The 26216-nt window shown below is 73.6% G+C and carries 27 protein-coding genes; 7 read left to right on the top strand and 20 right to left on the bottom strand.

The window, feature by feature from the left end:
- Positions 1-56 precede the first annotated feature (56 nt).
- Genes Q6347_RS11410 through Q6347_RS11400 form a run of 3 tightly spaced genes read left to right on the top strand, consistent with a single transcriptional unit; the run spans position 57 to position 1730 of the window.
- The gene (locus tag Q6347_RS11410; protein WP_171247712.1) at positions 57-413 is read left to right on the top strand and encodes a DUF1844 domain-containing protein; all 357 of its coding nucleotides are present in this window, start codon (positions 57-59) and stop codon (positions 411-413) included.
- A 1-nt stretch (position 414) separates the two neighbouring features.
- Positions 415-1005, top strand: coding sequence for a hypothetical protein (locus tag Q6347_RS11405; protein ID WP_304603748.1), 591 nt, complete (start codon positions 415-417; stop codon positions 1003-1005).
- Positions 1002-1730, top strand: coding sequence for a S1C family serine protease (locus Q6347_RS11400; protein ID WP_304603747.1), 729 nt, complete (start codon positions 1002-1004; stop codon positions 1728-1730). The genes Q6347_RS11405 and Q6347_RS11400 overlap by 4 nt, the downstream gene beginning before the upstream one ends.
- 5 nt (positions 1731-1735) lie before the next feature.
- Here Q6347_RS11400 and Q6347_RS11395 read toward each other — a convergent pair whose 3' ends face one another.
- The 7 genes from Q6347_RS11395 to Q6347_RS11365 are packed head-to-tail and all read right to left on the bottom strand — an operon-like array spanning position 1736 to position 6726.
- Positions 1736-2473, bottom strand: coding sequence for an SseB family protein (locus Q6347_RS11395; RefSeq protein ID WP_304607394.1), 738 nt, complete (start codon positions 2471-2473; stop codon positions 1736-1738).
- Complete coding sequence (gene priA / locus Q6347_RS11390) at positions 2470-3201, bottom strand: bifunctional 1-(5-phosphoribosyl)-5-((5-phosphoribosylamino)methylideneamino)imidazole-4-carboxamide isomerase/phosphoribosylanthranilate isomerase PriA (protein WP_304607393.1); 732 nt, start codon at positions 3199-3201, stop codon at positions 2470-2472. Before priA ends, Q6347_RS11395 begins: the two co-directional genes overlap by 4 nt.
- 34 nt (positions 3202-3235) lie before the next feature.
- Positions 3236-3982, bottom strand: coding sequence for an imidazole glycerol phosphate synthase subunit HisH (hisH, locus tag Q6347_RS11385; RefSeq protein ID WP_304607392.1), 747 nt, complete (start codon positions 3980-3982; stop codon positions 3236-3238).
- Positions 3982-4527 (bottom strand): hypothetical protein, encoded by a 546-nt coding sequence (locus tag Q6347_RS11380; RefSeq protein WP_304607391.1) that lies wholly within the window; start codon positions 4525-4527, stop codon positions 3982-3984. Before Q6347_RS11380 ends, hisH begins: the two co-directional genes overlap by 1 nt.
- Positions 4528-5130, bottom strand: a complete 603-nt coding sequence (gene hisB, locus Q6347_RS11375; protein WP_171247718.1) for an imidazoleglycerol-phosphate dehydratase HisB — start codon at positions 5128-5130, stop codon at positions 4528-4530.
- The gene (locus Q6347_RS11370) at positions 5127-6260 is read right to left on the bottom strand and encodes a histidinol-phosphate transaminase (protein WP_304603744.1); all 1134 of its coding nucleotides are present in this window, start codon (positions 6258-6260) and stop codon (positions 5127-5129) included. The genes hisB and Q6347_RS11370 overlap by 4 nt, the downstream gene beginning before the upstream one ends.
- A gap of 19 nt (positions 6261-6279) precedes the next feature.
- Positions 6280-6726 carry a ubiquinol-cytochrome c reductase iron-sulfur subunit gene (locus Q6347_RS11365; protein ID WP_171247720.1) on the bottom strand — a complete coding sequence of 149 codons (447 nt, stop codon included), beginning with the start codon at positions 6724-6726 and terminating at the stop codon, positions 6280-6282.
- Between the two features lie 59 nt (positions 6727-6785).
- On the opposite strand from Q6347_RS11365, the gene Q6347_RS11360 reads away from it, so the two are divergent.
- The gene (locus Q6347_RS11360; protein WP_304607390.1) at positions 6786-7202 is read left to right on the top strand and encodes a hypothetical protein; all 417 of its coding nucleotides are present in this window, start codon (positions 6786-6788) and stop codon (positions 7200-7202) included.
- A 266-nt stretch (positions 7203-7468) separates the two neighbouring features.
- On the top strand, positions 7469-9703 hold the full coding sequence (locus Q6347_RS11355; RefSeq protein ID WP_304607421.1) for a RecQ family ATP-dependent DNA helicase: 2235 nt from the start codon (positions 7469-7471) through the stop codon (positions 9701-9703).
- Between the two features lie 15 nt (positions 9704-9718).
- On the opposite strand, the gene Q6347_RS11350 is transcribed toward Q6347_RS11355, so the two are convergent.
- A complete protein-coding gene (locus Q6347_RS11350) occupies positions 9719-12997 on the bottom strand; it encodes a DEAD/DEAH box helicase (protein WP_304607389.1) in 3279 nt (1092 codons plus the stop codon).
- Positions 12998-13105: 108 nt separating this feature from the next.
- Positions 13106-14428 (bottom strand): histidinol dehydrogenase, encoded by a 1323-nt coding sequence (gene hisD, locus Q6347_RS11345; protein ID WP_304603741.1) that lies wholly within the window; start codon positions 14426-14428, stop codon positions 13106-13108.
- Between the two features lie 58 nt (positions 14429-14486).
- On the opposite strand from hisD, the gene Q6347_RS11340 reads away from it, so the two are divergent.
- Complete coding sequence (locus Q6347_RS11340) at positions 14487-14714, top strand: RNA-binding S4 domain-containing protein (protein WP_304603740.1); 228 nt, start codon at positions 14487-14489, stop codon at positions 14712-14714.
- 75 nt (positions 14715-14789) lie between these two features.
- On the opposite strand, the gene Q6347_RS11335 is transcribed toward Q6347_RS11340, so the two are convergent.
- A complete protein-coding gene (locus Q6347_RS11335) occupies positions 14790-15197 on the bottom strand; it encodes a pyridoxamine 5'-phosphate oxidase family protein (protein WP_304603739.1) in 408 nt (135 codons plus the stop codon).
- A gap of 82 nt (positions 15198-15279) precedes the next feature.
- Between Q6347_RS11335 and Q6347_RS11330 the strand changes: the two genes are divergently transcribed.
- Positions 15280-16038: a DUF899 family protein gene (locus Q6347_RS11330; protein ID WP_304603738.1), complete on the top strand. Its 759-nt coding sequence runs from the start codon at positions 15280-15282 to the stop codon at positions 16036-16038.
- A 21-nt stretch (positions 16039-16059) separates the two neighbouring features.
- On the opposite strand, the gene Q6347_RS11325 is transcribed toward Q6347_RS11330, so the two are convergent.
- From Q6347_RS11325 to ftsZ, 10 genes are all read right to left on the bottom strand, one after another.
- Positions 16060-16542, bottom strand: coding sequence for an NUDIX domain-containing protein (locus Q6347_RS11325; RefSeq protein ID WP_304607388.1), 483 nt, complete (start codon positions 16540-16542; stop codon positions 16060-16062).
- Positions 16539-20102, bottom strand: coding sequence for a DNA polymerase III subunit alpha (gene dnaE, locus Q6347_RS11320; RefSeq protein WP_171247727.1), 3564 nt, complete (start codon positions 20100-20102; stop codon positions 16539-16541). The genes Q6347_RS11325 and dnaE overlap by 4 nt, the downstream gene beginning before the upstream one ends.
- A gap of 64 nt (positions 20103-20166) precedes the next feature.
- Complete coding sequence (locus Q6347_RS11315; protein WP_304603736.1) at positions 20167-21099, bottom strand: RluA family pseudouridine synthase; 933 nt, start codon at positions 21097-21099, stop codon at positions 20167-20169.
- Positions 21099-21719 (bottom strand): signal peptidase II, encoded by a 621-nt coding sequence (gene lspA, locus Q6347_RS11310; RefSeq protein ID WP_304603735.1) that lies wholly within the window; start codon positions 21717-21719, stop codon positions 21099-21101. Before lspA ends, Q6347_RS11315 begins: the two co-directional genes overlap by 1 nt.
- 16 nt (positions 21720-21735) lie before the next feature.
- Positions 21736-22197, bottom strand: coding sequence for a TraR/DksA C4-type zinc finger protein (locus Q6347_RS11305; RefSeq protein ID WP_304603734.1), 462 nt, complete (start codon positions 22195-22197; stop codon positions 21736-21738).
- A gap of 129 nt (positions 22198-22326) precedes the next feature.
- Positions 22327-22974, bottom strand: coding sequence for a DivIVA domain-containing protein (locus tag Q6347_RS11300; protein WP_171247731.1), 648 nt, complete (start codon positions 22972-22974; stop codon positions 22327-22329).
- Between the two features lie 177 nt (positions 22975-23151).
- The gene (locus tag Q6347_RS11295; RefSeq protein WP_304607387.1) at positions 23152-23448 is read right to left on the bottom strand and encodes a YggT family protein; all 297 of its coding nucleotides are present in this window, start codon (positions 23446-23448) and stop codon (positions 23152-23154) included.
- 67 nt (positions 23449-23515) lie between these two features.
- A complete protein-coding gene (locus tag Q6347_RS11290) occupies positions 23516-23992 on the bottom strand; it encodes a cell division protein SepF (RefSeq protein ID WP_171247733.1) in 477 nt (158 codons plus the stop codon).
- An 80-nt stretch (positions 23993-24072) separates the two neighbouring features.
- Positions 24073-24879 carry a peptidoglycan editing factor PgeF gene (pgeF, locus tag Q6347_RS11285; RefSeq protein WP_304607386.1) on the bottom strand — a complete coding sequence of 269 codons (807 nt, stop codon included), beginning with the start codon at positions 24877-24879 and terminating at the stop codon, positions 24073-24075.
- The gene (gene ftsZ, locus Q6347_RS11280; protein WP_304603732.1) at positions 24876-26213 is read right to left on the bottom strand and encodes a cell division protein FtsZ; all 1338 of its coding nucleotides are present in this window, start codon (positions 26211-26213) and stop codon (positions 24876-24878) included. The genes pgeF and ftsZ overlap by 4 nt, the downstream gene beginning before the upstream one ends.
- Positions 26214-26216: the final 3 nt, after the last annotated feature.

Genomic DNA, 26216 nt, shown 5'->3' with positions numbered 1-26216 from the left:
CCGACGCGGGTCCGGCCTCGGTCGTGCGGGCGCCGGAAGGTGCCAAGATGTACCCCATGAACGCCAGCACCGACCCCCTCGACGCGACCGGGGCCACGCGCGACATCGCCGACGTGGCCGCCGTCGAGGTCATCACCACCTCAGCGGTCCACCTGATGAGCGCCGCCGCGGTCAAGTGCGGCCTCGCCGCCGAGGACGACGCCTCCGAGCACCTCGACCTCGACGAGGCCCGCAAGCTCATCACGGCGCTGGCCGCGCTCGTCACCGCCAGCGCGCCGGACATCGGCAACCAGCACGCACGGTCTCTGCGGGACGGGCTGCGGTCCCTGCAGCTGGCGTTCCGCGAGGCGTCCGTCGTCCCGGACGCCCCCGGCGAGGGTCCCGGGGAGTCCTACACGGGTTCCGTCGTCTGACATGACGTCGCCGACGCCGTCCTGGGAGGCCGCGGGGCCGGTGCACCGCACCGAACCCGCGCCCGGGCGCGGGACGCCCCGGAGAGGACGGGGCTGGCGGGTCGCCACGATCGTGCTCGCCGTGGCCCTCGTCGTGGCCGTCGCCACCGCCGGGTACCTGTGGCAGACCACGGACGCGTGGGAGGACCACGCGGCCGAGTGGGAGGGCGAGGCGCAGCGGTACGCGGAGGAGGTCGCAGCGCTGCAGGTGGAGCTGGACGGGGTCACCGCCGAGCTCGTCGCCGCACGCGAGCAGCTCGACACCGCCACGGAGCGGATCACCGCGCTCGCCGACGAGAAGGCCCAGCTCGGCGACGAGAACGTCGCCAGCCAGCAGTACCTGGACTACCAGCGCCGCGTCAGCGAGGCGGCGGGCGTCGTGGCCACCGCGCTCGGGCAGTGCACCCAGGCGCAGTTCCAGCTGATCGGGTACCTGGAGAACCGGGAGGCCTACGACCCGGCCGACCTCGAGCGGTTCGGCGAGGACGTCCAGGCGCTGTGCGACGAGGCCACCGAGGCCAACGACCAGCTGCAGCAGGAGCTCTCGCGGTGAGGGCACCGCTGCGCACGGGCGTCGTGGCGGCGGCGGTGGCGCTCGCGGCGTCCTGCGGCACGCTGCCCGACATGCCGCCGCCGGTCCCGGCCGACCTGGTCCCGACCGTGGCGGTCCCGTCGCTGGACCCCGAGGAGTCGGCCCGCCTCTCCCCCGACGGCTTCGACGCGGTCCAGCGGATGGCCGTGCGGATCCGCAACGTCGGCTGCCAGGGACTGTCGACCGGTTCCGGGTTCGCGCTGGACGCCACCACGCTGATCACCAACCGTCACGTCGTGGCGGACTCGGAGTCGCTGCAGGTCAACACCTACGACGGACGCGACATCGACGTGTCGGCGGCGAGCACGGCCGCCCTCGCCGACCTCGCGGTCGTGCGCACCGAGGACGAGCTGCCGTCCGCCCCCGAGCTGGCCGAGGCCGACCCGGAGCCCGGGGCGTCGGTCAGCGTGGTCGGGTACCCGTCCGGTGGCGCGCTGACCGTCACCGCGGGCGAGGTCATCGGCACCACGACCGACCCGCTCAACGAGAACCTCGGCGAGGTGCTCGTGACGGACGCTCCCGTGGAACCTGGCTCCTCCGGGTCCGCCGCCCTGGACGAGGCCGGGCGCGTCATCGGCGTGGTCTACGCCAAGACGACCGACGGACGCTCCCTGGTCGTCCCGCAGTCGACGCTGCGCGAGCTGCTAGAGGACACCAGCGCGTTCACGCCGCTGCCGGCCTGCTGACGGCCTCAGCGAGCGGCGGCGATGCGCAGCTCGAGGGAGTCCACGCGCTCGGCCACCACCGTGGCGGCGGCGAGCCGCGCGTTGACCTGGCCGAGCACCGCGTCGAGGCCCGCGCGGTCGAGCCCGGGGTTCAGCTCCAGGCGCACCGCCACCTCCGCCGACCGGCCGGGCAGCGCCGTCGCGCGCACGACGTGCTGCACCGGGGCGGCGGCGTCCGCGATGGCCCGGGCCACCTCGGCGTCGACCTCCAGCCCGTCGTCGGTGGGCACCAGCGCCGGGCGCCACTCCACACCCTGGGCGAGCGCCCAGACGGCGGGCCGGGGCACCAGGGCGGTGACCGGTCCGGCAGGGTCCAGCACCAGCAGCGACCACTTCTCGTCCACGGCCGACAGGGCGGCGCGGGCCGCCTCGGCGGGCACCGGCCGCGCATCGGCCCGCCAGGCCTGCATGGCCGCCACGGAGGAGAAGATCGGCAGGGCGCGGCGACCGTCGGGCGACTCGAGGGCGACGACGCCCGCCGAGGCCTCCTTGTCGACCGCGAGCTCGGCGCCGTCGTGCTCGACGGTGCCCTGCGACTCGACCTCCGCGAGGACCGGGACGAGCACACGCGTCTCGGCGAGCCGGGCGACGACCTCGCGCAGCGGTGTCGTCCCAGCGCGCCACCCCTCGAGGCGACGCACCAGCTCGGCGTCCGCGGACCCGTCGTCGCCGGCGAACTGGCTCGTGGGCTGGATCGACCTCATGGCCGGCCCGCCACGTCGAGCGCCTCGGGCAGCGTGAACGCCCCCGCGTACAGCGCCTTGCCGACGACCGCACCCTCGACACCGTCACCGGTGAGGGTCCGCAGCGCGGCGAGGTCGTCCAGGGACGAGATCCCGCCCGAGGCGACGACCTTGGCCGGGGTGCGCGCGGCGACCTCCCGCAGCAGGTCCACGTTGGGGCCGCGCAGCGTCCCGTCCTTGGTGACGTCGGTGACGACGTAGCGGGCGCAGCCGGCCGCGTCGAGCCGCTCGAGCACCTCCCACAGGTCACCGCCGTCACGGGTCCAGCCGCGGGCCGCCAGGGTCGTGCCCCGCACGTCCAGGCCGACGGCCACGGCGTCGCCGTGCTCGGCGATGACGCGGGCGGTCCAGGCCGGGTCCTCCAGCGCGGCGGTGCCGATGTTGACGCGCCGGGCGCCGGTGGCCAGGGCGCGTTCGAGGGAGGCTTCGTCGCGGATGCCGCCGGACAGCTCGACCTGCACGTCGACCTCCTGGACCACGCGGCCCAGCAGGTCGGCGTTCGAGCCGCGGCCGAAGGCGGCGTCGAGGTCGACCAGGTGGATCCATTCGGCACCGCCCTCCTGCCAGTCGAGGGCGGCGGACAGCGGGTCGCCGTACGAGGTCTCCGAGCCGGCCTCGCCCTGGACGAGACGGACGGCCTGGCCGTCCGCGACGTCGACGGCGGGCAGCAGCACCAGTCGTTCGGTCATGCGGGAGTTCTCCAGTCGTGGTGGGAGAGGACGATCAGAGCGAGCGCACCCAGTTCTCGAGCAGGGTGGCGCCGGCGTCGCCGGACTTCTCGGGGTGGAACTGCGTGGCGGACAGCGGGCCGTCCTCGACGGCCGCGACGAACCGCGCCGGCGAGTCCGCCGGTCCGTGCGACGACCACGTGACGAGCGGCGGGGTGAAGCGCGGGTCGGCGTCGTCGTCGTGACCCTGGGTGAACGACTGCGCCGCGTAGGAGTGGACGAAGTAGAAGCGTTCGTCCTCGACGCCGCGGAACAGCGTCGAGCCGGTCGCGGCCTCCACGCGGGACCACCCCATGTGGGGCACGACCGGCGCGTCCAGACGCTCGACGACGCCACGCCACTCCCCCAGGCCCTCCGTGCGCACACCGTGCTCGACGCCCGCGTCGAACATGACCTGCATGCCCACGCAGATGCCCAGCACGGGGCGCCCGCCGGCGAGGCGTCGGTCGACGACCTGGTCGCCGCGCACCTCGCGCAGGCCCGCCATGCACGCCGCGAAGGCGCCCACGCCCGGGACCACCAGCCCGTCGGCCTCCCCGGCCGCGTGCCGGTCGGCGGTCAGCTCGACCTCCGCGCCGACACGCTCGAGGGCACGGACCGCGGAGCGCACGTTGCCGAACCCGTAGTCGAGGACCACGACGCCCGGACGGTGCGACGACCGGGCGGCGGGGACGGGCCGTGCGTTGAGCTCGGCGGAGGCACCTCCCTCGGGCAGCAGCTCGGGGGTCTCGGAGGCGCCCATCACTTCTTCTTCCGGGCCTTGCGGGACACGGCCGAGAGCATCCGGACGGCCTTGAGTCGGCCGATCCCGTCCGAGGACACCACGCCGGGCAGCTCGTCGAGCGAGAGGTGGCCGGTGAGCAGGTCCTCCAGCGCCTCGGGCGCGCCGCCGAGAACCAGCCCGGGCGGCAGCTCGCCGTCGTCGGCGCCGTCGGTGTAGCGGCGGCAGGTGAGCTGCTCGCCGTCCCGCGTCACCAGCACGAGGGGCACCCCCTTGACGACCTGCGAGATGCGGGCCGCCGCGGCGCGCGGGGCCTCGCCGGAGCGGTCGCGCAGGACCGCCAGCGCGCCGACCGGCGTCGGCACGGCGTCGACCTCGATCTGGGCCAGCACACAGGCCGCCGCGAGCGCCTCGGCGTCGGCGACCTGGGTGATGAGCACCGCGATCTCGGGCTCGTCGGAACCGGTCAGAGCCGACAGGTCGTCCGGGATCTCCAGGCCCTCCGGCAGCTCGGGCTCGGACGACCCGGACAGGCCGGGCCGGTCGGATTCGGGGAAGTTGGGCACCTACAGCGCTCCCTTGGTCGACGGGATGCCCTCGACCCGTGGGTCGAGCGCGACGGCGGCCCGCAGCGCACGGGCCAGGGCCTTGAACTGGGCCTCGACGATGTGGTGCGGGTCCCGACCGGCCAGGACACGCACGTGGAGGCAGATGTCCGCGTGGTGGGCGATCGACTCGAGCACGTGCCGGGTCAGGGATCCCGTGAAGTGCCCGCCGATCAGGTGGTACTCCTGCCCGGCCGGCTCCCCGGAGTGCACGAGGTACGGACGGCCGGAGACGTCCACCACGGCCTGGGCGAGGGCCTCGTCGAGGGGGACGAGGGCGTCGCCGAAGCGCGCGATGCCCTTCTTGTCGCCGAGGGCCTGCTTGAGCGCCTCGCCGAGGACGATCGCGGTGTCCTCCACGGTGTGGTGCGCGTCGATGTCGGTGTCGCCGGTGGCGCGCACCGTCAGGTCGATCAGCGAGTGCTTGCCCAGCGCGGTGAGCATGTGGTCGTAGAACGGCACCGTCGTGGAGATGTCGGTGCGCCCGGCCCCGTCGAGGTCCAGCTCGACGACGACGGTCGACTCGCTCGTGGCGCGCTCGATGCGCGCGGTGCGGCCTGTCATCCCTGCTCCTGTTCGGCGATCACGTCGGTCAGCGCGTCCTGGAACGCCTGGGTCTCCTCCCGGGTGCCGACCGAGACCCGCAGCCAGCCGTCCGGCCCGGTCTCGCGGATCAGCACACCGCGGTCCAGCAGCCCCTGCCAGACCGCGTGCCGGTCGGCGAAGGTCCCGAAGAGCACGAAGTTGGCGTCGCTCTCGGCCACCTGCACCGGACGACCGGCGCTGTGCTGCCGACGCAACCATGCCACGAGCGCGTCCCGCTGCGCACGCAGGTCCGCCACCTGAGCCAGCAGGAGGTCGCGGTAGGACAGCGCGGCCCGGGCGGCGGCCTGGGTCACGGCCGACAGGTGGTACGGCAGACGGACCACCCGCAGGGCGTCGACGAGCGGTGCCGACGCGGCGAGGTAGCCGAGGCGCAGACCGGCCGCCGCGAAGGCCTTGGACATGGTGCGCGTCACCGCCAGGTGCGGGTAGGTGTCCACCAGCTCCAGCGCGGACGGCGTCCCGGCACGTCGGAACTCGGCGTAGGCCTCGTCGACGACGACCACGGCGGGGATCCGTGCCGCGGCCTCCAGGACCACCTCGAGGGTGGCGCGCGGCAGCGCGGTCCCGGTCGGGTTGTTGGGGCTCGCCAGCAGGATCACGGAGGGCTGCTCGGCCTCGATCGTGGCCACGGCCGTGGTCGCGTCGATCGTGAAGTCCTCGGCCCGGCGACCGGTCACCCACCGGGTGTGCGTGTCCCGCGCGTACTCCGGGTACATGGAGTAGGTCGGGGCGAAGGACAGCGCCGTGCGACCCGGGCCGCCGAACGCCTGCAGCAGGTGCAGCATGACCTCGTTCGACCCGTTGGCCGCCCACACCTGCTCGGGTGCGACCCGGACGCCGGACTCCACGGCGAGGTAGTCCGCCAGGTCCTGGCGCAGCGCCGGGAAGTCGCGGTCGGGGTAGCGGTTCAGCGAGCGCGCGGCGTCGGCGACGCCGGCGGCGATGCCGGCCACGACCTCCTCGGAGGGCGGGTACGGGTTCTCGTTGACGTTCAGCAGCACGGGGACGTCGAGCTGCGGGGCGCCGTACGGCACCTGGTCGGCGAGCTCGGGGCGCAGCGGCAGGGCCGGCGCGTCGGGGGTGGTCACCGCCCCAGTCTACGAACTGTCAGACGACCACGACGTCGCCCCCGGACACCTCGACCGCGATCTCGGCCAGCGGCTCGGGAGCCGGGCCGGACTGCACCGCGGCGTCGTCGAGGGCGAAGACGGACCGGTGGCAGGGGCACTCGAGCACACCGTCGCCCGGGGTGACGGTGCACCCCTGGTGCGTGCACACCGCGCTGAAGACGTGCACCTCGCCCTCCGCGGGCTGGGTCACCAGGACCGGCACTCCCCCGACCTCGGCGCTCACGGCGCCTCCCACCGGGACGTCGGCGAGCGCGACGACCGCCTCGCCCGCGCCGGACGAGGCGGCGTCGTCCGCGGACGCGCCGGGGTCGGTGCCCTCGCTGCAGGCCACGAGCACCCCGCCGGCGACCGCGACGCCGGCGGCGGCACCGGCACCGCGCAGGAGCTGACGGCGCGAGCAGCAGGGCGGGGTGGACGGCGTCATGGCGACTCCTCGGGTGTCAGGGGTGACGGATCTCACGTTCCGGTGGCAGCATGACCATCATGGACGCACCCAGCGGGCCGGTGCCAGCGAAGCACGGCGTGTCCGGCACGCACGTCGCCTGGTTCTGGCGCTCGGCGGCCGCCGTCGGCGTGGCCGCCTCGGCGGTCGTGCACCTCCTGCTGTGGAACCAGGGGTACCAGGACCTGGACGTGGTCGGGCCGCTGTTCCTCCTCAACGCCGCCGGCGGGGCCGTGCTGGCGGTGCTGCTCGTCGTCTGGCGGCGCTGGCTCCCGCTGGTCGGCGGCATCGTGTTCGGCGCGACCACCCTGCTGGCGTTCGTGGCCTCCGGCACGGTCGGGTTCTTCGACGTGTCCGGACCGCTGATGTTCGGCCGGGACGAGACCATCGCCGCGGTCGCCGAGGTCCTCGCCGTGGTCGCCTCCACGGTCGCGCTGCTGCGCGAGCAGCGCCGCTGAGGCTGTGGACCGGCACCCGTGCTGTCGCCGTCGCCCCCTACGATCGCAGGGTGACCTCCGCCGACGACCCGTACGCCGACCTCGAGCCCGTCTGGACGGACGCCGACGTGCCGCCGGACGACGACGCCCCGCCGCCGGACGACGAGAGCGGGCCGCCGGCGGACGCCCACCTGGCCCGTCCCGCGGCCGCTCCCGCACCCGGTGCGGCCCCCGGCTCGTCCGCGGGCGCTGACCGCGCCGAGGCGACGCGGCGGGCCAAGCTGGCGATGCTGCGCGGCCTGATGGACACCGCCGGCGGCGCCGACGGCTCGAGCACCCTGCGCGACGAGGCCGCCGCCGCGCTGCGGGCCCTGGTCGGCCGCGACGACGCCGTGCTGCGCGAGGACCAGTGGACCGCGATCGAGGCCCTCGTCGCGTTCCATCGCCGGGCGCTGGTGGTGCAGCGCACCGGCTGGGGCAAGTCCGCCGTGTACTTCGTCGCCACGCAGCTGCTGCGGGCACGCGGCGCCGGGCCGACGGTCATCGTCTCCCCGCTGCTGGCGCTCATGCGCGACCAGATCGCGGCGGCCGACCGGGCCGGCATCCACGCCGTGACGATCAACTCCTCGAACGTCACCGAGTGGGACGCGATCCACGCCCAGATCGCCGCCGGCGAGGTGGACGTGCTGCTGTGCTCGCCGGAGCGGCTGAACAACCCGGCCTTCCGCGACGAGGTGCTGCCGCGGCTCGCGGCGGACGCCGGCCTGGTCGTCGTGGACGAGGCCCACTGCATCTCCGACTGGGGCCACGACTTCCGTCCGGACTACCGGCGCATCCGCACGCTGCTCGCCGACCTGCCGCCGGGCATCCCGGTGCTCGCGACCACGGCCACCGCGAACGAACGGGTCACCCGGGACGTCGCCGAGCAGATGGCCGTCCACGGCGAGGGGGTCGCGAGCGCCGACGGCACGCTCGCCACCAGCGACGACGTCCTGGTGCTGCGCGGCGGGCTCGACCGCGAGTCACTGCACCTGGCGGTGCTCGAGCTCGGCGACCAGCCCACCCGCGTGGCCTGGCTCGTCGAGGCGCTGCAGGAGATCGACGGGTCGGGGATCGTGTACTGCCTGACCGTCTCGGCGGCGGAGGAGATCACCGCCCAGCTCCGGTCCGCCGGACTCGCCGTCGCGGCCTACACAGGACGCACCGACCCGACCCAGCGCGCCCAGCTCGAGGAGGACCTCAAGACCAACGAGGTCAAGGCGCTCGTGGCGACCTCGGCGCTCGGCATGGGCTTCGACAAGCCCGACCTGGCCTTCGTCGTGCACGTGGGCGCACCGTCCTCGCCGATCGCGTACTACCAGCAGGTCGGCCGCGCCGGCCGCGGCGTCGACGACGCCGTGGTCGTGCTGCTGCCCGGCCACGAGGACAAGGCCATCTGGGACTGGTTCGGGTCGCAGGCCTTTCCGGCGGAGCACCAGGTCCGCGCCACCCTCGCCGCACTGTCCGACGCCGGGGCCCCGCTCTCGACGGCCGCGCTGGAGACGCACGTCGACCTCAAGCGGTCACGCCTGGAGACGATGCTCAAGGTCCTCGACGTCGACGGCGCCGTGCGCCGCGTGCAGGGCGGCTGGGTCGCGACCGGCGCCGAGTGGGTCTACGACGCGCAGCGCTACGCCCGCGTGGCGGAGACCCGCCACCGTGAGCAGCAGGCGATGCTCGACTTCATCGCGACCCCGGGCTGTCGCATGCGGTTCCTGCGGGAGCAGCTGGACGACCCGCAGCTGCCCGACGGGTGGAGCTGCGGGCGCTGCGACCGCTGCGGGGGCGTGACGCTGCCGCCGCCCCCCGCGGACGACACCGTCGCCGAGGCGCGCTCGGAGATGGACCGACCCGGCGTCGGCGTCGAGCCGCGCAAGATGTGGCCCTCGGGGCTGTCCACCCTCGGGCTGGACCTCAAGGGCAAGATCGACCCCGGCGAGCGCGCCGAGCCCGGACGGGCCGTGGCACGGTTCGACGGTCTCGGCTGGTCCAACCCGGTCCGCGACCTGTTCGCCCCCACGACGCCCGACGGCGAGACCCCGGTCGCCCTGCGCGGCGCGGCGGCACGCGTGCTGGACGACTGGGACGCCCTGCACGGCGACGCCGCCCAGGAGGGCGGGGAGCGCCCGGTCGTCGTGGAGGGCGTCGTCGCCGTGCGCTCCGTCACACGGCCGCAGCTGACGTACCACCTGGCCCACGGCCTGGCCGCCTATCTGGGCGTGCCGCTGATCGGGGCCGTCGGCCCGGCGCCGGGCGCCGAGGAGCCCGGACGGCACGACGTCAACTCCGCGATGCGCCTCGCCGGCGTGGCCCGACGGCTGCGGCTGGAGCTCAACGAGGCGGCGTTGTCCGGCCTGCCCGGTCGCCGCGTGCTCCTGGTGGACGACTGGACCGACTCCGGGTGGACGCTCACCGTCGCGGCCCGGCTGCTGCGTCAGGCGGGCGCAGCGGCCGTGCACCCGTTCGTGCTCGGCGTGCGCTGAGGGTTCCCGGCCGGCCTACGCCCCCAGCAGGCCCCGGACGTCGTCGGCGTCCAGGACCCCGGCGAACCGCCCGGCGGCGTCGTCGACCACGGCGTCGAACAGCGCGGCCTTGCGCCGCGCGAGCGCCATGACCTTCTCCTCGATGGTGTCGGCCGCGACCAGTCGGGTGACCTGCACCGGCCGGGTCTGGCCGATCCGGTGGGTGCGGTCGATCGCCTGGGCCTCGGCGGCCGGGTTCCACCACGGGTCCAGCAGGTAGACGTGGTCGGCCTCGGTGAGGTTCAGCCCGAACCCGCCCGCCTTGAGGCTGATGAGGAACACCGGTGCCTCGCCGGCCTTGAACCCGGCGATCACCCCGGCACGGTCGCGGGTGCTGCCGTCGAGGGACACGGTCGCCAGCCCGGCCTGGGCGCACCGGGCGGCCACCCGGCGCAGGAAGGAGGGGAACTGGGAGAAGACGAGCGCCCGGTGACCCTCGGCGACGAGCTCGACGAGCTGGTCCACCACGAGGTCGAGCTTGGCCGACGTCACCCCGGCGTAGGCGTCGTCGACGAGGGCGGCGTCCAGCGCCAGCCGCCGCAGCGTGGTCAGCGACCGGAAGATCGCGGCGCGGTTGGCCTCGAAGTCGGTGAGCAGCCCGAGCAGGCGCTGCCGTTCCCGTTGCAGGTGGGTGTCGTAGATCTTGCGGTGGTCGGCGGTGAGCGGGACCCGCAGCACCTGCTCGGTCCGGGCGGGCAGCTCGGGGGCGACCTGCTCCTTGGTGCGGCGCAGCATGAGGGTGCGCAGCCGACGCTGCAGCCTCCCGAGCGCACGGTTCCCGGCGGCCACGACCTGCGGGTCGTCGTCGCGTGCTGCGGCCTCGACCGGTCGCACCACCTCGGCGCGGAACCGGTGCGACGACGGGTACAGCCCCGGGGCGACGATCGCGAGCATCGCCCACAGCTCGGTGAGGTTGTTCTCCAGCGGGGTGCCCGTGACGGCGAGCTTGAAGGGGGCGTCGAGCCGGCGGGCGGTCTGGTGGGCCCGCGTCCGGGGGTTCTTCGCGAACTGCGCCTCGTCCAGGACCAGCCCGGCCCACGGGCGTCCCTCGAAGGCGGCGACGTCCAGCCGGAAGACGGCGTAGGAGACCACGACGACGTCGGCCCCGTCGGTGAGGTCGGCCAGGGACCGGCCGAGCTTCTTCGTGGTCGACGGGACGGGCACGACGCGCAGGTCCGGGGTGAAGCGTGCGGCCTCGTCGACCCAGTTCCCGACGACGGAGGCGGGAGCCACCACGACGAACGGTCGACGCGGGCCGTCCTCGGCCCGTACCCGGACCCCGGCCACGAAGGCGAGGACCTCGAGCGTCTTGCCGAGGCCCATGTCGTCGGCGAGGATCCCGCCCAGCCCGTGGCCGTGCAGGAAGCTCAGCCACTCGTACGCGCGGTGCTGGTACGGCCGCAGCTCGGCGCACAGTCCGGGCGGCGCGGGCACCGGTGCCACGGTCCGGTCGCCGGCAGCGAGGAGACGCAGGTCCGCCACGGTCCGCCGCCACCGCGCGGACACGTCGACGGAGTCGGCGAGGTCCTCCAGCTCCCCCCATAGCTCGGCGTCGTACCGGCTGACCCGCAGCCGGCCGGGCACGTCCTCGAGGGCGGAGGCCTCGTCGACGAGGTTCCGCAGGCGACGCAACGAGGCGTGGTTCAGCCGCAACCAGGAGCCGTCCGTGAGCAGCAGACGCTTCTGCCCGCGGACCAGCGCCGTGAACAGGCGGGTGAAGGGAACCTCCCGGCCTGCCACCGTGACGGAGATCCCGAGGTCGAGCCAGTCCGCGTCGCCGGACGCGGCGCCGTCGACCACGACCCGGGGCGGGGCGTCCAGGTGCTGGTAGTCGGGGACGTCGGGCGCCTCGACGACGACACCGGCGCCGGCCAGGGCGGGCAGCACCTCACCGGCGAGGTCGAGGGCCTCCAGGCCGGTGTACGTCTGCTGCCGGGCGATCTCGAAGCGCTCGAACCCGGCCAGTCCGCGCACGGCCGCGACGGCAGCGGCCCGGATCTCGTCCTCGGCCTCGCGTCCACGGGAGGGGTCGTGCGCCGCACCGTCCAGCGGCACCTCGCGAGGCGCACCGGCCGGGCGCGGGTACCGCCACGACCAGCGCACGACGGCGCGCTGCGGGGAGTCGAAGTCGGCGCGGGCCACGAGCACCGGCCGTGCGGGTTCGGGCAGCTCGACGCTGCCGTCGGAGACGACGGTGACGGCACGACGCAGGGCGGGCAGGTGCTCGCCGACCAGCTCGTCGACGTCGGCGGCCGGCACGTCCAGCGACCCGCCACCGACGAGCTCGCGCGCACCGTCGGTCAGCCGGGCGCCGGTGGGCGCGAGGCGCAGCAGCGTGCGGCCGCCGCGGGTCTCGACCGTGAACAGCCCGCTGGTGCCGACGGCACCCTGACGCTCGGGTCCCACGACGTCCTCGCCGTCGACCGACACCACGGGGTCCAGCCGGACGCCGTCCGCGACGGACCGGGCGGTCAGCCGCAGGGAGGCCGTGCGCCCCAGCAGCACCTCGTCGCGGCTCCCCTGCCCCACCAGGGGGATCTGCAGCTCGGCGGCCTCGGCCAGCAGCGGCCAGAGCCCTCGTCCTGCCGTGGCCAGCGGTCGCCAGGCCTCGCGGCTGCGGGTGACGCCGTCGCTGAGCGCGGCCCCGAGGTCGGCGAACCAGCGCCGCACCGCGGGGGTAGGCGTGGCCCGGACGTCGGCGAAGGCGTACAGGCCCCGGGCCAGCGCCTCCCAGCCGGCCTCCGGTGCCGTCTTCCACCCGCCGTTGCGGGCCGGGACGACCGGTCGCACGGACAGCTCGGGGGGTGCCTCGGCGAAGGCCCCGTCCAGCCGGAACCGCAGGCCGACCGGCAGGACGGCGCCGGCGCTCGCCGGGTCGGGTCCGGCCGACGTCACCGCGGCGAGCCGACCGCGCCATCCTCCCGGCGCGTCCTGTCCTCCGGGGCCGTCCGCGCCGTGCCGGCCCACGTGCAGCAGGGCTGCCGCCACGTGCTTGCAGTCCGTCGCGACCGGGCAGCTGCACGACGCCTCGTCGACCGCGTACCGGCCGTCGGCGTCGACGGTGAACCGGATGCGGCACCCGTACGGCCGCACCGCGCTGCCGGCGACCCGCGCTGCGAGGACCCGGGCCTCGTCGTCCCAGCTCCAGGAGACGACCATGCCGCCGCGCTCGTAGCCCTGGGCGCGGCGGAAGGTCGTGGCCCCCACCAGTCCGCCGATCTCGAGCGGGTCGACGCGGGGCGGGACGGTGGGCATGGCGTCCATGCTGTCACGCCCCACCGACGCCCGGCGCCGGGGTGTCGTCGACCGCTTGGCACACTATTTCGCGAGCCATCACACCGGTCGCGATGCGCGCCGGGCCGCTCAGAAGCGCCCGCGGACCGCCTCGCCGTGCGCCGGCAGGTCCTCGTCGTCGGCGACCGCGACGATCCGGTCGGCCACCTCCGCCAGGGCGTCCCGGTCGTACTCGATCACCTGCACCGACTTCAGGAACGCGTGCACGCCGAGCCCGCTGGCGAAGTGCGCCGTCCCGCCCGTGGGCAGCACGTGGTTCGACCCCGCCAGGTAGTCGCCGAGGGAGACCGGCGAGTAGGGCCCGACGAAGATCGCCCCCGCCGACCGCACCCGCTCGGCCCACGCGGCGGCGTCGACCGTCTGGATCTCCAGGTGCTCGGCACCGTAGGCGTCCACCACCGCGAGCCCCTGCTCGAGGTCGTCGACGAGCACGACGGCCGACTGCGGACCGGACAGCGCGGTGGTCACTCGTTCGGTGTGCTTCGTGGCGTCCGCGAGGTCGGTCAGCTTCGCCTCGACGGCGCCCGCGAGCTCCGGCGACGGCGTCACCAGCACCGAGGCGGCCATCGGGTCGTGCTCGGCCTGGCTGATGAGGTCCAGGGCGACGTGACCGGCGTCGGCCGTGTCGTCCGCCAGGACGGCGATCTCCGTGGGGCCGGCCTCCGAGTCGATGCCGACGACGCCGCGGACCAGGCGCTTCGCCGCCGCCACGTAGACGTTGCCCGGGCCGGTGACGACGTCCACCGGCTCGCACAGCACGTCCCCGTCGACCGGGTCGGTCCCCGCCGCGCCGTAGGCGAACATGGCGACCGCCTGGGCACCCCCGACCGCGTAGACCTCGTCGACCCCGAGCAGCGCGCACGCCGCGAGGATCGTCGGGTGCGGCAGCCCGCCGGCGTCCCGCTGCGGCGGGGAGGCGACCGCGAGCCCCGGCACCCCCGCCTCCTGGGCCGCGACCACGTTCATGATCACCGAGGACGGGTAGACCGCCAGCCCGCCCGGCGCGTAGAGGCCCACGCGCTGCACCGGGATCCAGCGCTGACGCACCTCGGCCCCGTCGGCCAGCACGGTCGTGTGCTCCCGGGGGACCTGGGCGGCGTGCACCGCCCGCACCCGGCGGATCGACTCCTCGAGCCCGGCGCGGACACCCGGGTCGAGCTCGGCCAGCGCGGAGCGCATCGCCGCGGCCGGGACCCGCAGATGCTCGGGACGCACCCCGTCGAAACGCTCGGCCAGGTCGCGCAGCGCGGCAGCGCCACGGGACCGCACGTCGGCCAGGACGGGAGCGACGGCCTCGGTCGCCTGCTCCACGCCGACCTCGGGGCGCGGCAGCACCCCGATCAGGTCACGGCGGGACAGGGACCGGCCCCGAAGATCGATGCGTCGGATCACCCCACCAGTCTAGGTGCGGCGTGCCGCAGCACGTCCGGGCGTCCCGGACAATGGGCGCATGGACACCCCGATCGAGGTACCGATCCGCGACGACGTCATCCGCCTGGGCCAGTTCCTCAAGCTGGCCGGCCTGGCCGAGTCGGGCACCCACGCCCGCGACCTGGTGGCCGACGGCGACGTGAGCGTCGACGGCGAGGTCGAGACCCGACGTGGGCGTCAGCTCACGCGCGGCATGCGGGTCACCGTCGCGGGACCCGAGGGTGACGAGACCGTCGTCGTCTCCTGACCCTCGACCTCGACCTGAGGGTGACCCTCGACCTCGACCTGAACCTGAGGTCGACCGCCTCCGCGGCCCGTCGCCTCACGACGCCATGTACGCCGAGGACATGGTCCGGTCGACGGTGAGCTCCAGCACGATCCGCCGCGGGTCGTAGGCGACCTGCCGGTAGCGACGCGCGTAGCGCCGCACCGCCTCGGCCACGGCGTCGGGGTCCTCGACCACCTCCAGCGTGCCTTCCAGGGTGAGCCACCGCCCGCCGTCGACCTGGCACAGCGCGGCCCGGGGCGGTTCGCCGTCCGGCCCGCGCCGTCGCGCGTTGGCGGCCTTGACCGACCCCCGTCGTGCCGTGACGCGGGCGATCCCCCGCTCGGCGTCCCAGGTGAAGCCGACCGGCACGACGTGCGGGGTGCCGTTCGCGCGCAGGGTCGTCAGCGTGGCCAGGTGGCGCTCGGTGACGAAGACGAGCTGTTCGGGGTTGAGTCGGATCATCGGCGCCAGCCTACGCGGCGCAGCGATGAGTTCCGGCGGGTCCGGTCGTCCCACCCTGCACACGTCACCCGAGGAGGCCCCGATGTCCGTCCACCCCTCGGCGCCCGCCCGACCCGGACGCCCTGCCGTCGTCGACCGCGAGACCTGGCTGCGCGCGCGGCGGACGCTCCTGTCCCGCGAGAAGGCGCACACCAAGGAGGGCGACGCGCTCGCCGCCGCGCGTCGCCGACAGCCGATGACGGCCGTCGACCCCGCGACGGTCCTCGTCGGCGCCGGCGGCCGTGTCACGCTGCTGGACCTGTTCGAGGGGCGGGACCAGCTCGTGACCTACCAGCACATGTGGCACGCCGGGCACCCCGTCGAGGGCCAGTGCGTCGGGTGCACGGCGAGCGTGTGGAGCCTCCAGGACGCCGCCTACCTCCACCACCGGGGCGTCTCCTTCGCCGTCGTGTGCGAGGGCCCCTGGGACGAGGTCGCGCCGTACGTGGCGTTCATGGGGTACCGCGTGCCCTGGTACTCGCTGCAGGAGGCCGAGGACGAGGCGGTGCGCGGCGGCCTGAGCGACGACCGCGGCCTGCTCTCGTGCTACCTGCGGGTCGGCGAGGACGTGTACCTGACGCACGAGACCACCCACCGCGGGGTCGAGGCCGTCATGGCACAGCTCCAGGTGCTCGACCTGACGGTCTACGGCCGCCAGGAGGCCTGGGAGGACTCCCCCGACGGCTGGCCGCAGCACCCCACCGGGACCTGGTGGACGGACCGGGGGCGGCCGGTGCCGCAGTGGACGCGTCCCGGCGCTGCGCCGTTCGACCCGGACGCACCGCGCGGGCACCACCACTGAGGCCGGCGAGCCCCCGGCCGGTCAGAGACCGAAGGTGAGCACGGCCGGCAGGACCCCGTCGTGCAGGCCGCGCAGCACCGGCAGCTCGTGCGGGACCACCGGGTCGGGCAGCGCGACCAGCGGGAACCACCGCAGGTCCGCGGTCCGCTCCGGCTCGCGGATCTGCAGCTCGTCGTCCCAGTGGTCGGCCGCGAAGTAGAAGTCGACGCGCTGCTCCAGGGCCGGCCCGCCCGGGATGCCCCGGTGCTGGACCGTCAGCGGCACGAGGTCCGTCGGCGCCACCCGGACCCCGAGCTCCTCGGCCGCCTCGCGCACCGCCGCCGCGACCGCGGACTCCCCCGGCTCGACGTGCCCGGCGGCGCCGGCGGCCCAGTGGCCGTCCATGTAGCCGGTGCCGCGGCGCAGCTGGAGCAGCACCTGACCCTCGCGGCGCAGCAGCAGGTAGGCCGCCGGCACCAACCGGAAGCGGTCGCCGGCGCTGCCGTCGTCCCAGGTGCCGCTCATGACAGGCAGCTCGGTCCGAGCAACGCCTTGAGGTCGCCGAACAGGGCGGGCGACTTCTCCACCCGCAGCCCGTCCCCGGCCTGCACGAGCGTCTTCTTCCCGGGCTCGGCGACGGCCACGTGCACGGGCGCGGACCCCGGGTGCGTGGACAGCACCTCCCGCAGGCGGATCATGACCGGTTCGACGCAGCGGGTGTGCGGCACGGTCACGTGCACCGGGGCGTCGGCCACCGCGGAGGTGTCCGGCAGCGAGACCTCCTGGGCCTGCAGCTGCATCTGCTCGTCACGGCGCCGGATCCGGCCCCTGATCGTCACGACCTGGTCCTCGGCGAGCACCGTGGAGTAGGCGAGGTACGTCTCCCCGAAGAACATCACCTCGACGCCGCCGTCGAGGTCCTCGATGGTCACGGCTGCCCACGGGTTGCCGTTCTTGCTGATCTTGCGCTGCACGGAGGTGAGCAGCCCGGCCACGGTCACCACCGACCCGTCGGAGCGGTGCTCGTCGGCGACGAGCGTGGCGATCGACGTGTCCGCCGCCCGGGCCAGCACGTGCTCGAGGCCGGACAGCGGGTGGTCCGAGACGTAGAGACCGAGCATCTCCCGCTCGAAGGACAGGCGCTGCTTCTTGTCCCAGTCCGGCAGGTCCGGGACGTCCACGGAGAAGCTCACCACCTCGTCGTCGGCCCCGCCGAAGTCGGCGAACAGGTCGAACTGCCCCTCGGCCTCCTTGCGCTTGACGGAGATCACCGAGTCCACGGCCTGCTCGTGCACCACGAGCAGCGCCCGGCGCGGGTGGCCCAGCGAGTCGAACGCGCCGGCCTTGATCAACGACTCGATGGTGCGCTTGTTGCACACCACGGCCGGGACCTTGTCCAGGAAGTCCGTGAACGAGGTGAACGCGCCGTGCTCCTCGCGCGCCGCCACGATCGCGTCCACGACGTTGGCACCGACGTTGCGCACCGCCGTCAGCCCGAACCGGATGTCCTCGCCGACGGCCGTGAACTTCGCGGCCGAGTCGTTGACGTCCGGCGGCAGCACCGTGATGCGCATGCGACGGCACTCGTTGAGGTAGAGCGCCATCTTGTCCTTGTCGTCCCGCACGGACTGCAGGAGCCCCGCCATGTACTCGGTCGGGTAGTTCGCCTTGAGGTAGGCGGTCCAGTAGGCGACCAGGCCGTAGCCGGCCGAGTGGGCCTTGTTGAAGGCGTACCCGGCGAACGGCACCAGCGTGTCCCACACCGCCTGGATGGCGGCGTCCGAGTAGCCCCGCTCCTTGCAGCCGGCCTCGAAGTTCACGAACTCCTTGGCCAGCACCTCGGGCTTCTTCTTGCCCATGGCACGGCGCAGCAGGTCCGCCTGGCCCAGGGAGTACCCGGCGAGCACCTGGGCGGCGCGCTGCACCTGCTCCTGGTAGACGATCAGGCCGTAGGTCTCGTCGAGCACCTCGGACAACGGCTCGGCGAGCTCGGGGTGGATCGGCTCGATCTTCTGCATGCCGTTCTTGCGCAGCGCGTAGTTGACGTGCGAGTTCATGCCCATCGGCCCCGGCCGGTACAGGGCGATGACCGCCGAGAGGTCGTCGAACTTGTCCGGACGCATCTGCCGCAGCAACGACCGCATGGGGCCGCCGTCGAGCTGGAACACGCCGAGAGTCTCCCCGCGGGCCAGCAGCTCGTAGGAGGCCTTGTCGTCCAGGGCGATCGTCTCGATCTGGACCGGGTCCTTGCCGTTGGCCTCGATGATCTCCAGGGCGTCCTCGAGGATCGTGAGGTTGCGCAGGCCCAGGAAGTCCATCTTGATCAGGCCGAGACCCTCGCAGGTCGGGTAGTCGAACTGCGTGATCACCGCCCCGTCCTGCGGGCGCCGCATGATCGGGATGACGTCGATCAGCGGGTCGCTGGACATGATGACACCGGCGGCGTGCACACCCCACTGGCGCTTGAGCCCCTCGATGCCGCGGGCGGTCTCGACCACGCGCTGCGCCTCGGGGTCCGTGTCGTGCAGCTGACGGAACTCCCCGGCCTCGGAGTACCGGTCGTGCTGCGGGTCGAAGATGCCGGACAGCGGGATGTCCTTGCCCATCACGGGCGGCGGCATCGCCTTGGTGAGCTTCTCCCCCATCGCGAACGGGAACCCGAGCACCCGGGAGGCGTCCTTGAGAGCCTGCTTGGCCTTGATCGAGCCGTACGTGGCGATCATCGCCACCCGGTCGTCGCCGTACTTGTCCGAGACGTAGCGGATGACCTCCGAGCGCCGGCGCTCGTCGAAGTCGACGTCGACGTCGGGCATGCTGACGCGTTCGGGGTTGAGGAACCGCTCGAAGATCAGGCCGTGCTCGAGCGGGTCCAGCTCGGTGATGCCCATGACGTAGGAGACCATCGACCCGGCGGCCGAACCACGGCCCGGGCCGACGCGGATGCCCTGCTCCTTGGCCCAGTTGATGAAGTCGGCCACCACGAGGAAGTACCCGGGGAAGCCCATCTGGACGATCACCTCGGTCTCGTACTTCGCCTGGGCGCGCACGGCGTCCGGGACCCCTTGCGGGTACCGGACGTGCATGCCCTTCTCGACCTCCTTGACGAACCAGGAGACCTCGTCCTCCCCGGCGGGCACCGGGAAGTTCGGCATGTAGTTCGCCCCGGTGTCGAACGAGACCTCGCACCGCTCGGCGATGAGCAGCGTGTTGTCGATCGCCTCGGGCATCTCGGCGAACAGGCGGCGCATCTCGGCGCCGGACTTGACGTAGAAGTTGTCGCCGCTGAACGCGAACCGGCTGCCGCCCTGGTCGTAGGTGGGCTCGTCCAGGGTCGACCCGGAGTTGACCGCCAGCAGCACCTCGTGGGCGTGGGAGTCCTCCTGGCGGGTGTAGTGCAGGTCGTTGGTGGCCACCAGCGGGGCCCCGATGTGCCGGGCCAGCTCCAGGAGCTGCTTCGACGTGCGGGACTCGATCTCGATCCCGTGGTCCATCAGCTCCACGAAGTAGTTCTCGCGGCCGAAGATGTCCTGGTACTCCCCCGCCGCGCGGACCGCCTCGTCCCACTGACCGAGCCGGAGCCGGGTCTGGATCTCGCCCGACGGGCAGCCGGTGGTGGCCATCAGCCCCTCGGCGTACGTCTCCAGCAGCTCGCGGTCCATGCGCGGCCACTTGCCCATCTGCCCGTCGAGGGATGCCAGCGAGGACGCCCGGAACAGGTTGTGCATACCGGTGTTGTTCCGGGACCACAGCGTCATGTGGGTGTAGGCGCCGCCGGCGGAGACGTCGTCGCGCTTCTGGTGCTGCTCGCCCCACTGGACCTTCGTGCGGTCGTGGCGGCTGGTGCCGGGGGTGACGTACGCCTCGACGCCGATGATCGGCTTGACGCCGTACTTCTGCGCGGTGCTCCAGAAGTCGAAGGCGCCGAAGAGGTAGCCGTGGTCCGTGATGGCGATGGCCTTCTGGCCGAGCCGCGCGACCTCGGAGAACAGGTCGTCCATCCGCGCGGCGCCGTCGAGCATCGAGTACTCGGTGTGGACGTGCAGGTGGACGAAGTCGTCGGTCTTCTGGGTGGCGGCGTCCGGCATGCCCCGAGTCTAGGCGCGGCCTCCGACGTCCCCGCCCGGCCCCGCCGTGAGAGCGGTCACCGGCTCACCGGTAGGCGTCGCGCAGGGTCTCCAGGGCGTGCGCCAGGTCGTCCGGGTACTCGGACTCCACGACGACGTCCTTGCCCGTCACGGGGTGCGTGAAGCCGAGGCGCATCGCGTGCAGCCACTGTCGCTGCAGCCCGGTGCGCGAGGCCAGCACCGGGTCGGCCCCGTAGGTGAGGTCCCCGACGAGCGGGTGCCTCAGCGCGGCGAAGTGCACCCGGATCTGGTGGGTGCGCCCGGTCTCCAGGTGCACCTCGACCAGCGAGGCCGCCGGCAGCATCTCGAGGACCTCGTAGTGGGTCACCGACGGTTTGCCCTCCGCGACGACGGCGAACTTGTAGTCGTGGTGCGGGTGGCGGCCGATCGGCGCGTCGATGGTGCCCGTCGTGGGCTCCGGGTGTCCCTGGGCGAGCGCGTGGTAGACCTTGTCGACCGTGCGCTCCTTGAAGGCGCGTTTGAGGCCCGTGTACGCGGCTTCGGACTTGGCGACGGCCATCAGCCCCGAGGTGCCGACGTCGAGCCGGTGCACGATCCCCTGGCGCTCCGCCGCACCCGAGGTCGCGATGCGGTAGCCGGCCGCCGCCAGCGCCCCGACCACGGTCGGACCGGTCCAGCCGGGCGACGGGTGGGCGGCCACGCCGACCGGCTTGTCCACGACCACCACGTCGTCGTCCTCGTAGGCGATCGTCATGCCCTCGACGGGTTCGGCGACGACCTCCGGGGCGTCCGCCGGCGCGTCCGGGACATCCACCTCGAGCAGCGTGTCGGGCAGCAGCCGGTCCGACTTGCCCACGGTGCGCCCGTCGGCGCGCACGGCGCCCGAGGCGGCGAGATCGGCGGCCTGGCTGCGGGAGAAACCGAGCATCCGACCCAGGGCGACGTCCACGCGCTCGCCGGCCAGCCCGTCGGGCACGGGCAGGGTCCGCAGGGCCATCAGTCACCGTCCTCGGTGTGCCGCGACCCGTCCAGCCCGATCCCGCGGAACGTCAGCAGGATGATCATCCCGGCCGCGACCACGATGGCGATGTCGGCGACGTTCCCGACGAACAGGTCGGCGTAGGCGATCATGTCGACGACCTCCCCCCGGGCGAACCCGGGCTGGCGCAGGAGCCGGTCGACCAGGTTGCCGAGCGCTCCCCCGAGCAGCAGTCCCAGGGCGACCGCCCAGCCCACCGACCCGATGCGGCGCATCGCCCGCAGGATCACCACCACGACCGCCACGACGACGATCGTCAGGACCCAGGTGTAGCCGTTGGCCATGAACGACAGCGCCGCGCCGGGGTTGAAGACGAGGGTCAGACCCAGCAGGTCGCCGAGCAGCGGGACCCGTTCGCCCTCGCTGAGCGTGGCGAGCGCCCACCACTTGGTCAGCTGGTCCACGACCAGCACCACGGCGGCCAGACCCAGGGCCCCGGCCCCGAGCCGACGACGTCGTGCGGCCGTCACGGCCGCGTCGTGATCCGCGGCGGTGCCGGCGGCGTCCTGCGGAGCGGGTGACACGGGCTCGTGCGGGAGGTCGGGAGCCGGGTCGGACCCGGCGGGCGTCGTGGACATCGCGCAGAGTCTACGGTCAGCGCCGCTCCTCGCGCGCCTTCGCCTCGACCGACAGGGTGGCGCGCGGGAAGGCCTGCAACCGGGCCTTGCCGATGGGCGCGCCCGTGACCTCGCACGTGGCGTACTTCCCGCTGCGGATGCGGTCCAGCGCGTGGGTCGTCTGGTCGAGCAGGTCCCGCAGGTTGTTCACCAGGGTGAGCTCCTGCTCGCGCTCGAGCGCGCTCGATCCGTAGTCCGCCTGGTCGTCACCGGCGCCGTCGCCGGAGTTGCGCAGGAGGTCGGACAGCTCGGCGTCCGCGGCGGCGAGCTCGTCGGTGTAGCGCTCCTTGTCCTCCAGGAGCAGCAGAGCGAGCTCGGAGACCTCCTGAAGCGTCCACGGCTCCTCGCCGTCACGCACCGGGAAGTCCTTGACGTCACGCGCCAGGTTCGGGAACTCCTCGCGGATCGTCGCCCGCTGGGAGGTGGAGAGCTTGGACATTCGGCGCCCTTCCGTTCTTCGAGGTCACCGAAGAGTAAGCGCACGGATCGGCCCGCACAACAGCAGGCGCCCTTCGGGCGTGTCTGCCGGTGCGGGCCGATCCGTGCGCCGCGTGCTCCGGGTGCGGTGTCAGAGGTCCTGCGAGCGTCCTGCCCCGGCGTTCTGCCGCTGCGGGGGGAGCGCCGAACCGCGGGCGTCGAGGTCGCCGAGCAGGTTCTGCAGGAAGCTCTTGAGGCGGGTGCGGTAGTCCCGCTCGAACAGGCGCAGCTCGTCGATCTTGCGCTCCAGCAGCGACCGCTCCTGCTCCAGCTGGGACAGCGTGCGGTGGCTGGTCTCCTCGGCCTCGCGGACGATGCGCGACCCCTCGGCCTTCGCCTCCGCGATCAGCCGGTCGCCCTCCTCCTGGCCGGAGCGCACGTAGTCGTCGTGCAGCTTCTGGGCGAGCTGCAGCATGCCCGTCGCCGACTCGGGCTCGGCACCCTGCTTGCCGGCGGCGGCCTCGGCCAGCGCGGGCGCCGGGGTCGGGGCGGCCTGCGGCGCCGGGGCCTCGGGCTGCTCGGCCGACTGCGCGGCGGCCTCGTTGCGGCTCAGCTCGCCCACACGGCTCTCGGCGGCGGAGAGCTTCGAACGGAGGTCGTCGTTCTCCTCCTGCACCGCCGTCAGCGTCCGGACGACCTCGTCCAGGAAGTCGTCGACCTCTTCGACGTCGTAGCCCTCGCGGAACTTCGTCGCCGAGAACTTCTTGTTGAGGATGTCCTCTGCCGTCAGCAGTGCCATCGTGTCACCTCGTTGCCGTAGCGCGTTCGTGCACGGACCCGGAGCGTCCGTGGGTGCCCACGGTAGCCCACGGCCGCCGCCACGGCCCTCCGAGCGCGGCGAGCACACGACGTCTTCACAGGCGGCGAACAGTCTGCCGTCCCCGCCCCGGACCGCGCCTCGGACGGGGAGGGGTCGTCACAGGCTGGCGGCCAGCCTGTTGGCGACCTGCATGAGGATCGACGTGGCCAGGAACAGGACCAGGAACGCGAGGTCCAGACGCACGCTGCCCAGGGTGAGGGGCGGGATGATCCGCCGCAGGGCGCGCAGGGGCGGATCTGTGACGGTGTACACACCTTCCGCGATGACGAGCACGACACCGCGCGGGCGCCAGTCACGGGCGAAGAACTGGACCCAGTCGAACACCAGCCGGACGATCAGGCAGACGAGGAACAGCAGCAGGACGAAGCCGACGAGGCTGAAGATCACGCTCACGAGGGCAACCTACCCGACGCACGACGCACGGCCCGAGGGGCGTTCTCGGGCAGCGGCCGTGCGCGGGTCAGCTCTGGTTGTAGAACGCGCCCGCGCGCGCCTCGGTGGGACGCGGCGCGACCTGCTCCTCGCCCGTGATCTCCACGTGCTCGGGCGACAGCAGGAACACCTTGTTGGTCACCCTCTCGATCGAGCCGCGCAGGCCGAAGATGAGACCGGCGGAGAAGTCGACCAGCCGCTTGGCGTCGGAGTCGTCCATGTCCGACAGGTTCATGATGACCGGGGTCCCCCCGCGGAACGCCTCACCGATCAACCGCGCGTCGTTGTAGGACCGCGGGTGGATCGTGGTGATGCGGCGCAGGTCGGCACCGACGAGGGCGTCGGCCGGCACACCGTCACGGTGCAGCGGCGTGACCTCGGCCTGGTAGTCGTCGTCACGCACCGGCTCCAGCTCCTCGTCGTACTCGTCGAGGTAGTCCCCGTCGGGGCGCTGGTCGTCGGCCAGCCCCAGGTACAGCATGGTCTTGCGAAGCGCTCCGCCCATCGCTCTGCTCCGTTCGTCGGTACGTCAGGTACTTGACGGTATCCAGCGGGACACGCTATGCGGAGCGCGACACGCCGAGGTCACGAGAGGACGACGACACCCGCCTGTCGCCCGGTGACCTCCCCGGCGGCCGTCGCACGGCGGTGCGAGAACAGGTCCGGGTCGGTCATCGTGCAGCGGTCCACGCGCGTGGTGGCGACCCCCCGCGCGACGAGCCGAGTCACCACGGCGCCCGGCAGGTCGAGCCCGGGCGTGCCCGCCGACGTCGTGGACCACGCCTCGGGCACGACGGCCGTGACCTCGTCGCGCATCTGCTCGGGCACCTCGTAGCACCGACCGCAGACCGCGGGGCCGACGGCGGCGCGCAGCCGACCGGTCTCGGCACCGCGGGTCAGCAGCCGGTCGACGACCTCGTCGACGACGCCGGCCACCAGCCCGCGCCGACCCGCGTGGGCGACACCGACGACCCGCGCGGTGGCGTCGGCGAGCAGCACCGGCACGCAATCGGCGACGAGCACCCCGAGACCGAGCCCCGGTTCCGCCGTGACCAGACCGTCCGCCGTGCCGGCACTCGTCGGGGGCGTGCCGGACCACTCGGCGCGCTCGTGGGGCCCGAGCTCGAGGACGTCGGCTCCGTGCACCTGCGTGGCGAACGCCACGGGGCTGCCGACCCAGTCGGCCAGCAGGTCACGGTTGCGCTGGACCCGGGCGCTGTCGTCACCGGTGCCGTCGGACAGGTCGAGCGACGACCACGGCGCCGGCGACACGCCCCCGTGCCGCGTGGTGAAGCCGGCGACGACTCCGGCGCCGAGGTCGACACGGAGCAGTCCGGCACCGAAGTCCTCGGGCAACATGGCCTCCTGGGCCCACGGGACGGACGAGGTCACTTGAGGAAGTCGGGGACGTCGAGGTCCTCGGCGGGCCGGGACTGGTCCACCATGCGGGGCACGTCCACCGGACGCTCGACCGTGACGCCCTCCCCCGCGCCCTCCTCGACCACGCCGAGGCTCGTCGGCCGCTGGACGTTGCCCACCGGCTCCAGGCTGGCGGGGACGTCGTCCGGACCGGCCGGGATCGGCCGCGGGCGCGCGTGGGCGGGCTCGGCGGCCGGCAGGGGCACCGGCGCCGTGGCCGGGGAGCCGCCGTGGCCGGTGCCCGGGCTCGCCGCGGACGAGCCCTGACGTCCGGCCGCGCCGTCGTCCCCGCCCGCACGGCTCGCCGAGGAGCTGCCCGCGACCTGCCCCAGGGCGCGGGAGTCCTCGCGCGCCTTGGGCAGCCCGCCGTCGAACCCGGCCGCGATGACCGTGACGCGCACCTCGTCGCCGAGCGCGTCGTCGATGACCGTGCCGAAGATGATGTTCGCCTCGGGGTGGGCCGCCTCCTGCACGAGCCGCGCGGCCTCGTGCACCTCGAACAGTCCCAGGTCGCTGCCACCCTGGATCGACAGCAGCACGCCGTGCGCACCGTCGATGGAGGCCTCCAGCAACGGCGAGGAGATCGCCAGCTCGGCGGCCTGGACCGCGCGGTCCTCCCCACGGGCCGACCCGATCCCCATGAGCGCGGACCCCGCCCCCTGCATGACGGACTTGACGTCCGCGAAGTCGAGGTTGATCAGCCCCGGGGTGGTGATGAGGTCGGTGATCCCCTGCACGCCCGAGTGCAGCACCTGGTCGGCGGAGTGGAAGGCGGCGATGGCCGACACGTTCCGGTCCGACATCGACAGCAGCCGGTCGTTCGGGATGACGATGAGCGTGTCCACCTCCTCGCGGAGCTGCTCGATCCCCTGCTCGGCCTGCACCGACCGGCGCCGGCCCTCGAAGGTGAACGGGCGGGTGACGACCCCGACCGTCAGCGCGCCGAGGGAGCGCGCGATGCGCGCCACGACCGGGGCGCCCCCGGTCCCGGTGCCGCCGCCCTCGCCCGCGGTGACGAAGACCATGTCGGCGCCGCGCAGGACGTCCTCGATCTCGTCGGCGTGGTCCTCGGCGGCCTTGCGGCCGACCTCGGGGTCGGCGCCGGCCCCGAGCCCGCGCGTCAGCTCGCGACCGACGTCCAGCTTGACGTCGGCGTCCGACATCAGCAGGGCCTGCGCGTCGGTGTTGATGGCGATGAACTCGACACCCTTGAGGCCGACCTCGATCATGCGGTTCACGGCGTTCACGCCGCCACCGCCGATGCCGACCACCTTGATCACTGCCAGGTAGTTCTGCGGAGTTGCCACGTC

The organism is Isoptericola sp. b408 (assembly GCF_030588085.1).
GTDB lineage: Bacteria > Actinomycetota > Actinomycetes > Actinomycetales > Cellulomonadaceae > Isoptericola > Isoptericola sediminis.
This window is presented reverse-complemented; position numbering and strand designations above follow the sequence as displayed.